Annotated in this window: 9 protein-coding genes, 1 tRNA gene and 1 riboswitch; of the genes, 2 read left to right on the top strand and 8 right to left on the bottom strand. The window is 34.1% G+C overall.

What is annotated here, in order from left to right; genetic code table 11:
* Positions 1–12: 12 nt before the first annotated feature.
* A complete protein-coding gene (locus BC781_RS07700; protein ID WP_109616663.1) occupies positions 13–990 on the bottom strand; it encodes a M23 family metallopeptidase in 978 nt (325 codons plus the stop codon).
* Positions 991–1,199: 209 nt separating this feature from the next.
* Positions 1,200–2,045: a hypothetical protein gene (locus tag BC781_RS07695; RefSeq protein ID WP_146201646.1), complete on the bottom strand. Its 846-nt coding sequence runs from the start codon at positions 2,043–2,045 to the stop codon at positions 1,200–1,202.
* Positions 2,046–2,386: 341 nt separating this feature from the next.
* Here BC781_RS07695 and BC781_RS07690 point away from each other — a divergent pair, with 341 nt between their 5' ends.
* Positions 2,387–3,544: a sodium:calcium antiporter gene (locus BC781_RS07690; protein WP_109616661.1), complete on the top strand. Its 1,158-nt coding sequence runs from the start codon at positions 2,387–2,389 to the stop codon at positions 3,542–3,544.
* Between the two features lie 106 nt (positions 3,545–3,650).
* Here the strand turns inward: BC781_RS07690 and BC781_RS07685 are convergent.
* The 6 genes from BC781_RS07685 to BC781_RS07660 form a co-directional block, all read right to left on the bottom strand.
* Positions 3,651–3,732: transfer RNA gene (locus BC781_RS07685), tRNA-Leu, on the bottom strand.
* Positions 3,733–3,918: 186 nt separating this feature from the next.
* Positions 3,919–5,424, bottom strand: a complete 1,506-nt coding sequence (locus tag BC781_RS07680; protein WP_109616660.1) for an MBOAT family O-acyltransferase — start codon at positions 5,422–5,424, stop codon at positions 3,919–3,921.
* Between the two features lie 34 nt (positions 5,425–5,458).
* Positions 5,459–6,178 (bottom strand): rhomboid family intramembrane serine protease, encoded by a 720-nt coding sequence (locus BC781_RS07675; protein ID WP_109616659.1) that lies wholly within the window; start codon positions 6,176–6,178, stop codon positions 5,459–5,461.
* A 77-nt stretch (positions 6,179–6,255) separates the two neighbouring features.
* Positions 6,256–7,236, bottom strand: coding sequence for a PhoH family protein (locus tag BC781_RS07670; RefSeq protein ID WP_109616658.1), 981 nt, complete (start codon positions 7,234–7,236; stop codon positions 6,256–6,258).
* Positions 7,237–7,400: 164 nt separating this feature from the next.
* Positions 7,401–9,596, bottom strand: coding sequence for an OmpA family protein (locus BC781_RS07665; protein WP_109616657.1), 2,196 nt, complete (start codon positions 9,594–9,596; stop codon positions 7,401–7,403).
* A 9-nt stretch (positions 9,597–9,605) separates the two neighbouring features.
* Positions 9,606–10,856, bottom strand: a complete 1,251-nt coding sequence (locus BC781_RS07660; RefSeq protein WP_109616656.1) for a DcaP family trimeric outer membrane transporter — start codon at positions 10,854–10,856, stop codon at positions 9,606–9,608.
* A 67-nt stretch (positions 10,857–10,923) separates the two neighbouring features.
* Between BC781_RS07660 and dacB the strand changes: the two genes are divergently transcribed.
* Positions 10,924–12,405 carry a D-alanyl-D-alanine carboxypeptidase/D-alanyl-D-alanine endopeptidase gene (gene dacB / locus BC781_RS07655; RefSeq protein ID WP_109616655.1) on the top strand — a complete coding sequence of 494 codons (1,482 nt, stop codon included), beginning with the start codon at positions 10,924–10,926 and terminating at the stop codon, positions 12,403–12,405.
* A 185-nt stretch (positions 12,406–12,590) separates the two neighbouring features.
* A riboswitch (SAM riboswitch) is annotated at positions 12,591–12,711 on the top strand.
* Positions 12,712–12,798 lie beyond the last annotated feature (87 nt).

The raw sequence follows: 12,798 nt of genomic DNA, 5'->3' as shown, positions 1-12,798 counted from the left end.
TATGAATATTGGCTATTCTAGAGATTGGTTTTCTACAGCAGCCATTTTTCTAAGCTCATCGTATTGTTCAGGAGTAAGATCTTTTGTAAAGAAGTTTACTGGATCGATCTTCTTGTTTTTGTAAATCACTTCATAATGAAGGTGAGGAGCAGTTGAGCGTCCTGTGTTACCCACAGCACCAATTCTTTGGCCACGTTTAATTTTATCACCTTTCTTCACATCAAAACGAGACATGTGAGCATATCTAGTTCTGTAGCCAAATCCATGATCTATTTCAATAAGCCAACCATATCCTCCAGAAGATTTTCTAGCAGTTTTTACAACGCCATCACCTGTTGAATAAATAGGAGTACCTCTTTCTGCTGAGAAGTCAACACCTTCATGCTTTTTCCATGTTTTAAGAATTGGGTGAAGTCTTCTACCAAAGCCAGATGAGAGTCTTTTAAGGTCTTTGTTGGAAACAGGTTGAATAGCAGGGATAGATGCTAGCATTTTAGATTTGTTAGCTGCTAACTTAGCGATTTCATCGTAGGACTTAGTTTGCCCATACATTTGTTTTTTAAGATCGTCTAGTTTTTTCTGTGCATCTATTATAAGATCTTCTCTGCCTGATTCATTTTTTAGCAGGTTTTTATATTTCTCACTTCCTCCTGTACCACCTTTGCGAATGTTTGAAGGGATTGGTTCTGCCTCAAAAATAACTCTATAAATATTATCATCACGATCTTGTAATGTATTCATCATGTTTAGAGCCCCTTCAAGATCTTTGTGCATACGTTCGTAATGGTATGCCATCTCCTCATTTTCTTTTATAAGCTGAACTTCTTTAGCAGAAGGGAAATATGAAGAGTGTATTGCAGAAAAGAGAATACCAAATAATGAACACAGGAATAAAATTCCTATCGTGTTGAGAACAATGTCACCTGTAGATGTTTTTACTCTCTCATATCTACAAGTTTCAGTATCGTAATAATATTTAATCTTTGCCATTTCAAACGAGCCCTATTCCTATCCGTCCTAATCTATATAAAAAGGATCTTATTACAATGAAGTAACGAACGAATCATAATTTTAATATAAATCTACAGAAATAAAAAAAATAATCCATGTTGGGATAATAGTTTAGCCTTACAAAAGTACTTTTAACATGGATTCTTAAATGAGTTTTAATAAATATTAAACTTTATCATAAGTATTAACTACCAGTCTTCTTCATTTTCTGAAGAAGGAACTTTTACGGGTTCTTCTTCTTCACCAGAGTTATTGAATAGACCAGAGCCAAATTTGTTTTCATCAACACCTTCGGTAGTGATACTATCTGATAAGTTTGTATTTGAAATACTGTCTGGTTGAATATATTTTGGTTTCCAGAATTGCCATTTTTTACGATTTGGATTAAGTATTAATGAATCTGGAGATGTATTATTCTTAGCGGCCAAACTATCGGCTTTAGCGGCTTGTCTTAAAGAATCAGCTTCAAGTAATGCTAAGCCATAGTTTTTCATGTAATAATATTGGTCATATCGCATTGGAGGACCAGAATTAATATCTAATGAATCTGCATTTTCTACAATAATGCTATTTGATTCATCCTCATCAGTAGCGATTTCTTTGCTTTCTTCTTCAGATACGAAGTCATCCAAAGGAAGCTCATCTATTGTTACATCATCACCTTCACTACTAGAGTTCAGATAAAAGGTACTATCTTTTATCACTTCTAGTGCTGTGTCAGGTATAATCCTTAGTTTTTTCTGTAAAATAACTTTTGGGTAGTTCTGATTTCGAGATGGTCTCACGGGTGGTAGACCAATAGCATACGGCCTTGCCTGTACAAGCCCATTCCATGATTTATCTCTACTAGCCATTAAATCGTTCTGAAATAATATACTATCATCTTGATAATAGCTAAAGAAGTAATCAGCATCTTCTTGTGTAGCTAAAAATGCACTCTGATAAGCAGGGCACACATATTGTGTACATCCACATATACCTATAGAGGTGAGTAGGAAAATCAAGTTGAGTATAAAAGTCCGATCTAAATTCATTTTTTTAACCATAAAAACATCTCTTTCTTTGATGCCTTAGATGTTTGGTATAATTACAAAGGAGTAAAATGACAAATTTTGTGCAAAATGTAAGCTAACAAAAGTAATACTTCTATAAAATCTTACGATGATTATTTTAAATTTTATTTTTCCTTTAATAGTCACTTTAAAACACTACAAAGTCTAACTCAAAAAAGACAACTTTCGTATAGGAACAGCTTAAAATCTTAAAATATCAGATTGGAATTTTTTAATTTTGTAAGCTATGTTTTATAATTGACTGCTTTTTATTACGTTACTCATTTGTACATATGCTGAATGGGTAAAAACTTACTTTTAAGATGACAATTCTTATTCCGATTTTATTAATCACATTTTGTTGTGTAATTATTTGGAGAGCCTGTGATGGTTTTGAAATTGCTTCCGATTATTTAGGAAGAAACATGAGTGATGGTGTGAAAGGAGGTACGATCAACGCAATAGCGAGTTCTATTCCAGAATTATTCACAACATTATTTTTTCTATTAGTACTCAAAGACGCTGAAGGATTTGCTAGTGGACTAGGGACAACAGCTGGTAGTGCAATTTTCAATAGTATGGTCATTCCTGCTGTTTCTATTTTAGGAGTATTAGGCGCTGGGCTTGCTACACGAATTTCTGTTTCTAAAAATGTGATTGCAAGAGATGGAATATCTTTGATTTTAGCTGAGCTAATTCTATTGATTTTTGTAAGTGGTACAGAATTAAATTGGCAACATGGTTTGCTTTTGATGAGTTTGTACTTCTTTTATTTGGTGTATATGCTTTACAATATGAGAAACAGTAGTAATGAAGCTGCTGGTTTTCAACATGAGTTAGAACCACATGAAGGCGCGGGAACTGTTACTGGTGTATTGAAAGCTATTATTACACTTGACCTTGAAGTATTATTCTTAGGCGATGGGAAAATCAATACAGCTAGAGCTTGGGCTTTATTATTAGTTTCTACGGCTTTTGTAGGGGCTTCTTGTTACTTATTGGTAGAGGCATGTATTGAACTTGGTGATGGACTTGATTGGCCTATCTATTTTGTCTCAGTTATCATCGCATCAGCAGCTACAAGTGTTCCTGATACTATTATGTCTTACAAAGATGCAATGAAGGGGAATTATGATGATGCTTTGGCAAATGCACTAGGAAGTAACATTTTTGATATTTGTTTCGCACTAGGAATGCCATTATTCTTCTTTACGCTCGTAAATGGACCAATTCATATTCCTAACGTGGAAATAAATGATGGAATTGGGGAGTTAAGAGTAATGCTTTTATTTATGACAATTGGTGCTTTCCTAATTTTCTATATTGGTCAGTACATGGGTAGGTTAAAAGCTTATGCGCTACTTACGCTCTATGTATTATTTATAGTGTACATTTTAGGAACTGCTACTGGAAATGTAATAGCTAAGACTTTAGCGGATCAGTTTGTGATTATAAGTCATTGGTTTGCCCAATTGATCTAAAGTAAAAATACCTCAAAAAAAATAAGCCTTATGAAATCAATCATAAGGCTTATTTTTTAGCTTTTTTCACAACACATAAACAAAGTTCATTTATCAGATGAACTCGTGCGGATGGAGGGAGTCGAACCCCCACGCCTTGCGGCGCTAGATCCTAAGTCTAGTGCGTCTACCAATTTCGCCACATCCGCAAAACGGCTCATTTGCCGAAAAGCGATGCAAAAGTATGATCAATATTTTTACTTTCAAAATTATATGAAGAAATAATTGAATTTTTTCAATAATAATTGAAGGTTGTATTTCTGATTAGGTAAAAAAAATGAATTAGTACGATTGTGTACTAATTTATTTTTTTGTTTAGGTTTTTATTATTTTCATTAAAATTGGAAATAAATAAAAGGCTGTATTTCTGATGATTTACTTTGGAAGAGAAAAATAATTAGTAATAGAATGATAAATGCTTTACTGATATCAGGTAAATAGATAAAGTTCTTTTCTAGTTTTTCTTTCCAGCTTGTAGGCCTAAAGTGAAGTATATATCCAATAAGAATAACTAAGAATACTTTATGATAACCTACTATTACATCTGTGATTGAAGCAAAATCAAAGGCAAAAACAATTTGATCTAGCATAGTCCAAACAACTTCCAAGTTATCTGCCCTAAAGAAAATCCAACAGAACATGACAAAGTGAAAAGTGAATAACCAAGCAAAGAATCGATATACACCATTTTGTCTCTGACTACTTTTTCCAAACATTTCCATCCACATTTTATGAATAGCAAGCGCTACACCATGTAATGCTCCCCAGATTATAAAACGCCAATGTGCTCCATGCCAAAGTCCACCTAAAAGCATTGTAATGGCTAAATGTAAGTACGTTCTGATTCTTCCTTTACGATTTCCTCCCATAGAAATATAGAGGTAATCTCTAAGCCAAGAAGAAAGTGATATATGCCACCTACGCCAAAAGTCTGTGATATTTTGAGATTTATAAGGCGAATTGAAGTTTAGAGGAAGTCTGAATCCTAGGAGTAAAGCAATACCTATAGCTATATCTGTGTATCCAGAGAAATCACAATAAATCTGTAAACCATAACCATAAGTAGCCATTAGGTTTTCAAAACCAGTGTAAGCTTCTGGACTAGTAAAAACTCGATCAACAAAGTTTATTGAGATGTAATCTGAAATAAATATCTTTTTTACAAGACCACCCATTATCATGAAAATAGCTTTACCAAATTCATCATTTGTAAGTCTGTATTTTTGATAAATCTGAGGTACAAAATCAGAGGCTCTGACAATAGGGCCTGCTACCAGTTGAGGGAAGAAGCTCACAAAGAAAGCAAAGTCCCAAATGCTCTTAACAGGTTCTAGCTTTCGCCTATATATATCTACCGTATAACTAATAGTTTGGAAGGTATAAAATGAAATACCTACAGGTAAAATAATTTTACCAATTTCTACATCAGCATTGAATAAATGCATGAATGAGGCGACATAGTTTGTGGCTTCAAATGAGGTTCCAAAGAAGTCATTTACAGCAGAAACAATGAAATATGCATATTTGAAATATCCCAGTAATCCTAGATTTATAACGACACTAAGCGCTACAAGCCATTTCCGTTCTTTTTGATTGTCGGATTCGAATACCCTATTTCCAATATGATAATCTACAAAGGTAGAGAAGAGCAGGAGAAGGAAATAAAACCCACTAGACAGGTAGTAAAAATATAGACTAAAAATACAGAGAAATAAATTTCGAGCATTGATATGCTTGTAAAGTCTCTGATAAAATAAAATTACAAAGCCAAAAAGCACCCAAAAGAAACTTTGAGTAAATAATAAAGGCTCGTTCTCTGAATAAATAAACCAATCCACCATTCCGCTCGCTACTGTTTGTCAATTTGTATTATTCCTATTGGAATTTATTTATAGCATCTTTTTTGATCGGGTAACGATATACTTCCTTTTCAGTATTTTGTCCCGCTTTATCCTCTTTTCCGAGTTGGTATTTGAAGTTCTTGTTTTCTAAAGGCTGATATCCTTCAAATTGTTGAAACGCTTCAACCTTAGTGTTAGATTTTTCCGATTCGAAAGTAAACTTTCGATAATAGAAGGCTACTCCAGCACCCATGATAGCACCAAGTAAGTGTGACTCCCAAGATACACCGACTTGATTAGGGATCAATCCATATAGCATTCCGTTGTAGAGAATGGCAACAACCAATGAAATGGTTAAAGTCTCTGGATTTTTTCGGAATATCCCTGTAAAGAATAGAAATGAAGCGAAGCCGTAAATTAATCCACTTGCTCCAATGTGATAGGCTCTCCTAGCCAATAACCATACCCCAATCCCTGTAAGGATATAAATTATGAAAATTATATTTTTTCCAATTTTAGGGTATAGGAATAAGATAGAGGCAGATAAAATAACCAATGATACAGAATTTGACATAAGATGTTTGAAGCTTCCATGTAGGAATGGGTGGAATAAAATTCCAGACAATCCTGTAGCTTGTCTTGGCATAATACCAAGGAAATTGAGATTGATTCCAGTGAAATATTCTAGAAACTCAATACACCAAAGAAAGCCAATAAACAACAAAGGGTATTTTATACTCTGACCTATACTCATAATTTATATGATATAAGAAAGGAGAAGAACTTTTTGGTAAACGTCTGTTTTGTAGTTCTTCTCCTTGATATTAGGAATTATTTGTCCTTGTTAGCAGCGGATGCCGCTTTGGTCTTGTTTACCTCATCTTTGTCATAAGCAGCGATTATACTTTTCACAAGCTTATGTCTGATTACATCTTTCCCTTCAAGTCTAATGATACCTATTCCTGATACGTTATCAAGAATATTTATAGCATCTTTCAGACCCGATTTTTGCCCTCTTGGTAAATCAATTTGTGAATGGTCACCTGTAATAATCATTTTAGAATCAGGTCCCATACGAGTCAAAAACATTTTCATTTGCATTTGAGTGGTATTTTGAGCTTCATCTAAAAGAATGAAAGCGTTATTTAAGGTTCTACCACGCATATATGCCAATGGAGCAATTTCTATAATTCTATTTTCTAGATAAAATTTTAGTTTTTCAGAAGGAACCATATCATCTAGCGCATCATAGATCGGACGTAAATATGGGTCTACCTTTTCTTTCAAATCTCCGGGTAGGAATCCCAAATTTTCTCCTGCTTCTACAGCCGGTCTTGTGATAATGATTCTTTTAACTTGTTTATTTTTTAAAGCTCTTACAGCCATTGCTACAGCAACATAGGTTTTACCTGTTCCTGCAGGACCAATAGCGAAGACCAAGTCATTTTTATTAACTGAAGTGACAAGTTTTTTCTGATTAGGCGTTTTAGGTCTGATGGCAACTCCTTTTGCACCATAAACCAATACTTCTTCCTCGGAATCTAATTGATCTTTTTGTCCTTCTGCTTCTATATAACTCTGAACGTTTTCCTTCGTTACTTTTCCATATTTACGGTAATGTGCCAGAAGTTCATTGAATGCTTTATTAATTTTAATGATTTCCGGTCCAGTACCCTGGATTCTAATCTCGTTTCCTCTTGAAATAATCTTACTTTTAGGGAAAGCTGTAGAGATTTCTTTAATGTTTGCATTCTCTACACCCAAGAAATCTATAAGGGAAACTCCTTCAAGGCTGATTACTTTTTCTATCAAATGCCAATTGTTTTATTAATTCAGAATATAGTTCGAATATCTGTGAGTAAATCACTCTACTTACATTATACGCAAAGTAATATTTTTCGTCAAAAAAAGTATTCAAATCTTTCGCTATTCCATATTCTTTCATTGAATTAATCGACATTCTTGAATCAGAAACATTATTTGTTTGTGATATAAAATTCGACTCTTCTGTTTACTTCTCTTCCTCCCTCTTCGTCATCGTTGGATGCAATAGGTAGTTTGGCTCCATATCCTTTACTAATTATTCGTTCTTCAGATATTCCATTTTCTTTAAGGTAATTGGCTACTGTTTTAGCCCTTTTTTGAGAAAGAGAAAATCCTTTCTTCTTATATTCTAAATTATCAGTATGTCCTGCTATTTCCAATGTGACGTCTTGATGCTTTTTAAGGAAATTAATCATTTTCAATAACTCGGTAATACTCTCATTATCTAGAGCTACATCATTAATTGAAAAATATAAGTTATGGAGAAGTTCATCAGGAGTTAAAGACTTTTTATTTTCCTCCAAGTCAACGCTAGAAGGTTCAGTGGAGACTTCATTAGATGCTAATTCGTCCATCTTTTGTTCTTCATGTTTAATGGACTCTTTAATCTCAGAAGTATTTTCTTCAATTTCTATGTTTTGAAATTCCTCTTTAACTTCTTCTTTTTTTGCTGCGATATGATTTTCTACAGTATTGGTATTATTCCTCTTGCTAGGGTCTGGGATAGTATGAATACCATTTACACCTTTGGAGTTTACCAAAACCATATCTAAAGGCTTCGAGCTTCCTTTAACAAAAACTTTCCCTTCAAATAATTCGATAGCTGATGGCATTTCGGGAAATACATCTGGATTAATAATTGGAGTGATAATCGTTTTTTCTTTTGTGATTTCTTGTTCGTAGACATAATAAATGGTCTGAGTGCTGTCATAGAAAAGTGTATCACTTAATTGTAAAGGAATTTTATGATGGAAAATATGGGTTGACAAACGTGCTTCAAATAAATCTCCCTTTTCTTGTTCTTCACTTCTCGTGAATAGCATTTGTTCTTTATCAAGAGACATTGAAAAGTCTGATTCATCAAGTTCTGAATTAATGATATCTCCGAGGTTCTTGGGTTTGGTCCATCGGCCCCATTTGTCGTCAAGTCGATAACTCACGAAAATATCTTTTCCTCCTAATCCTTCATGACCATCGGATGAGAAAAATAATGTTTTATTATCTGCTAAAAGGAAAGGAGTAATTTCTTCTTCTTTTGAATTGATTTCTCTCCCTAAGTTTTTGGGTTTGCTCCAACCTTTTTTAGTTCTGAAACTGACGTACAGATCACTTTTACCTTTGCTGAAATCAGTTTCTATAGACATGATCAATATTTGTTGATCGAATGACATAAAGAAATTGGCGTGTTCAGCGTAGTTATAGTAATCTTTAATTTTGATAGGTAATGGTTCTTCCCATTTGTCATCTACATTTTTTGCTATTGAAAATCCTTCATGACTGTTTAGTTTACCATAATGATTTCCAAGTAATAATGCTCTTTCTCCATCTTTTTCACTTACACCACTTAAGATATTTATTCCTCTGGTATTAATAGGTTCTGGTAATTTGGAAGAACTTCCCCATAAACCAGTATCAGGATCTTTATAACTTTCCCAAATATCTCCTTTGTCTGTTACTCCTCCTGTGTTCAATGGATGATTTCTTCTTAAAAAATAAATATGATTTCCATCTTGGCTTACAAATGATTGTACTTCGTGACTATTACTGTTGACCATGTGGTCTAACTTTGTTAAAGTAATATCTGCGCTTGTAGGAATATATTGAGTTGAAGAAAATATAGGTTCATTTTTAAAATTGGTAATACCAATTGCATCTATATAGATTAATTTCTTCTTTTCTTGAAGGAATTCAACTTTTACAGCCTTTACATTTTGAGTTTCAGTATTGAAAACAACAGAGCCAAAACCTTTTTCAGCTAAAGATTTGTAATCGAAAGAAGAAACATCAGTACCATTTCCGTCTTTATTATAGATCGTGATGTTCGATATAGCTCCGGGAGGAAGGTTAGGGGATACAATAAGTTGATTGATATCAAATTCCTCTGAGAACTCAATTTTTACACTAGGGTTTTCATCTGAAGGGCTAGGCATCCACATATTCCCTCTCGATAAATCTTCTTGGAAAGCATCTGGCGCCTTTAGAATAGCACTTACAGGATGGTCTTTCATTTCTGAAGATTTTTCCAAGATTTTATTAGCCCAAAGTATCTGCTGAGCAAATAATTCGGTTTGAGTACAGATTAGAACTAATGCGAATAATATATACTTTTTGAAAAGTTGGTACATCATGACATGATTCTAAATTCGAAAAACGAACACACAAGAAAGTCTGAATGCATCTCCTGTACGATCATTATTATTTACTCTTCTTCCGTAAAGACCTTCCATACCAAAGTCTACAATTTTGGAAGGAAAGAAGAAGTAGGTGAGGGCATAGTATTCACTATGGTCAAGGTCTTGAGGACCAAAGGCATCTGTAGGGTTTAATTGATATCTACTGAAGGTGAATGTTGCTTGGTGTTTTTTACTGAAATTATATTCGAATGCTCCCATACCACTTAATGAGAATAATCCTCTGAGATCTCCGGCAGAAGTTGGTACAAGGTCTGCATCACGTCCAGTAACCCCATTCAAGTATTTTGAGATTCCTTCACCGACAGTGGCCTGAAACATAAACCTGAAGTTACTTCTAAAGAAGATATGGCCAGATAAGGCTACACCCCAACCAGAAGCATCTCTGATGACATCATTTTGTTCGTAGTAGAGTTTTCTATAGACATATGCTACTCGTAAATGGCTTCTATCATCAATCCCAAAAGAATATTGAGTTTTTGCTACCAAATCAGGAACTCGCTGAGGAACAAAGCTCAAACTGTCTTCAGCTAAAATTCCAGGGAAAATATTATCTGTTGGGTTTTCTACGGCCGCACCAAAAATCCAATTCTTAACCTTTTTCTCGTATCTAATTTGAGCAGGTCTAAGCCAAACAATTCCATTTGGTCCTTCAAAGTCTACGTTGTTAGGATAAACTTCTACATCAGAGAATGTTGTCCATGTTTGACCAATCGTAAAGCCTAATGCTTGTCCGTATGCATGACGAAGCCTGAAATTGTCATTTCCATCCGCACTACTAAAATCGCCTTCTATATATATTCTTAGAGGTCCAGAGACTTTTCCTTTTCCTAGTACTTCAAAAGCAAGACGAGATGCATTAGATAAAATCCCAAATCGATCTTCCTTTGCTTTTTGTTCAACAGGAATATCAATGACTACAAAGTTGTCATTTTGTTGTGAGCCTTCGAAATCGTAAATAGGTTGTATTCTGGCATAACCACCTAATCCGAATCTGTAATTCCCTTTTTGAAGTCTTAAAACAGTAGATTCTGCATTTATACTTTGAGGGTGCGTTTTTTGGTAAGGTCCTTCAAACTCAAGAGAGTCAACAGCTTGATCAGTTTCTTCTTGGGTGACTTCATCTTCTATTTGAGCATAGCTTATCTGTAAGCTACCTAATGAGATGATTAGGAGTATGAGTAATTGTTTTGCCATAAATATCCGATTACTTAGTACTTAAGTTAATTCGGACTAGTGTCAAAAATCAAAATTCTTATTTTTGATGAGAAGAGTTTCACGTAAGATTTTAATCAATTCTAATCATATTGAAATGAGGTTTATTAAAGTTGTCCTATTTTTTTGGCTTACAGTGTTTTATTATTCAAGTGGATGGAGTCAAAGTATTTCAAAAAGTGCTTTCTCAGAAAGTGTCAAAAAGATCTTAAATCACCCTCAATTATCTAATGCAAGTGTATCTATTCATGTCATTAAGACGGAAAACAATGAAGAAGTTTTTAGTTATGAAGAGAATAAAACACTCTGTCCAGCATCTACAATGAAATTATTTACAACTTCTTCAGCCTTGTTACTTTTAGGTGAAAATTTCACTTTTTCAACTCAACTGAAGTACTCAGGAACTTGGCGTGATGGCGTTCTAAATGGGGATTTGTATTTAATCGGTTCGGGCGACCCATCACTTACCACTGATGATTTTTCTAAAATAAAATTAGAGAAACCTCTTAATCGAATTACTGGAAATGTGATTGGAGTTGATGCCGCTTTTGATTCTCAGCTTATTCCTAGAGGATGGATTTGGGAAGATATTGGAAATTATTATGCTGCACCAATTTCAAGTTTGAATATAAATCAGAATAAGTATGAGCTTTATTTTCAAAGCTTTGAAGAAGGAAAGGAAACTAAATTTTTAGGCTCTTCTCCTGACTTAAGTTCTCTAGTTAATTTCAATAATGAAGTTGTATCTGGCGCAAAAGGTTCTGGTGATCAGGCTTATATTTTTGGAAGCCCTCGAAGTAATCAAAGGTTTATAAGAGGGTCAATTCCTCCCCATCGAAATCGTTTTAAAATCAAGGGTGCATTACCTTTTCCAAGTCTTCAGACAACTCATTCTATGGTGGATTATATGAAAGGTTTAGGGGTTGAAATTCAAGGAGAAACATTAGTATCTAATCTTGAAGAGAAGAATCTTAATCTTATAAGTGTAATTCAATCAGAGACATTGTCAAATTTGATTACAGAGGTCAACCATAAGAGTAATAATTTGTATGCTGAATGTCTGGCTAAAGCAATTTCTCATCAAAAACTTGGAGTAAAGGGGAGTACTGAAAAAGGGATTGAAAGGATTCGTAATGAATGGGAGAATCGAGGTTTGCCAATGTCAGGATTTAATATGGAGGATGGTAGTGGTCTATCAAGATTTAACAGTGTTACTAGTCGTCAAATGACTTTGATGTTATCTAAAATGACCCGTACGAATGTCTTTAATTCATTCAAAAAATCAATCCCGATTGTAGGGAAGTCAGGGACGGTGAAATACATGTGTAGGTCTTCTATTGCAAATGGAAAAATCCATGCAAAGAGTGGAAGTATGAAGCGCGTTTTAGCTTATTCTGGTTATGCTGAAAATATGGATTCGGAAGAGTTTGCTTTTGCTATTATCATAAATAATTATGACGATTCTAAAACTATTCGTCCTCTCATCGAAAAATTCTTTGATCAATTAGTTCAAGTTTCTTTGGTTGACTAAAGTTGTTGATTTTCAGTTTGTTTGATTTTGCTTTTTAAATAGTTGATGGAATTGAAAATGTTTAAATGTTTTCAGTGATTTATTTAGATTATTTGAAAAAAATCGAATGATTATTTGGATACTAAAAAAAAGTGCCGTTGTTTTGAGGTATCAATTCTCGATCAACCGCACTTTTTTAGTGTCTGGGTTTATAGGGAAGAGGCGAGAGACAAGGCTCAATGACCCTCTAGCAACCTGTCCTTCCAAAGTGAAGAAACGATAAGGTGCTAAATCCTTGCCTAAATCAAGTTTTAGGATATATAAATCGAAACAATAATGAAAACAACTACAACAAAAACTTCCGTTCTTGCGGGATCACATCATCATCTGATAGGTACAATTTTTATTTCTACA

This window comes from Sediminitomix flava (genome assembly GCF_003149185.1).
Taxonomy (GTDB): Bacteria; Bacteroidota; Bacteroidia; order Cytophagales; family Flammeovirgaceae; genus Sediminitomix; species Sediminitomix flava.
This window is presented reverse-complemented; position numbering and strand designations above follow the sequence as displayed.

Bases quoted from the DNA above. Each gene is read 5' to 3' on its own strand.
- BC781_RS07700 (WP_109616663.1), bottom strand. From the start codon at position 990: ATGGCAAAGATTAAATATTATTACGATACTGAAACTTGTAGATATGAG.
- BC781_RS07695 (WP_146201646.1), bottom strand. From the start codon at position 2,045: ATGAATTTAGATCGGACTTTTATACTCAACTTGATTTTCCTACTCACC.
- BC781_RS07690 (WP_109616661.1), top strand. From the start codon at position 2,387: ATGACAATTCTTATTCCGATTTTATTAATCACATTTTGTTGTGTAATT.
- BC781_RS07680 (WP_109616660.1), bottom strand. From the start codon at position 5,424: ATGGTGGATTGGTTTATTTATTCAGAGAACGAGCCTTTATTATTTACT.
- BC781_RS07675 (WP_109616659.1), bottom strand. From the start codon at position 6,178: ATGAGTATAGGTCAGAGTATAAAATACCCTTTGTTGTTTATTGGCTTT.
- BC781_RS07665 (WP_109616657.1), bottom strand. From the start codon at position 9,596: ATGATGTACCAACTTTTCAAAAAGTATATATTATTCGCATTAGTTCTA.
- BC781_RS07660 (WP_109616656.1), bottom strand. From the start codon at position 10,856: ATGGCAAAACAATTACTCATACTCCTAATCATCTCATTAGGTAGCTTA.
- dacB (WP_109616655.1), top strand. From the start codon at position 10,924: ATGAGAAGAGTTTCACGTAAGATTTTAATCAATTCTAATCATATTGAA.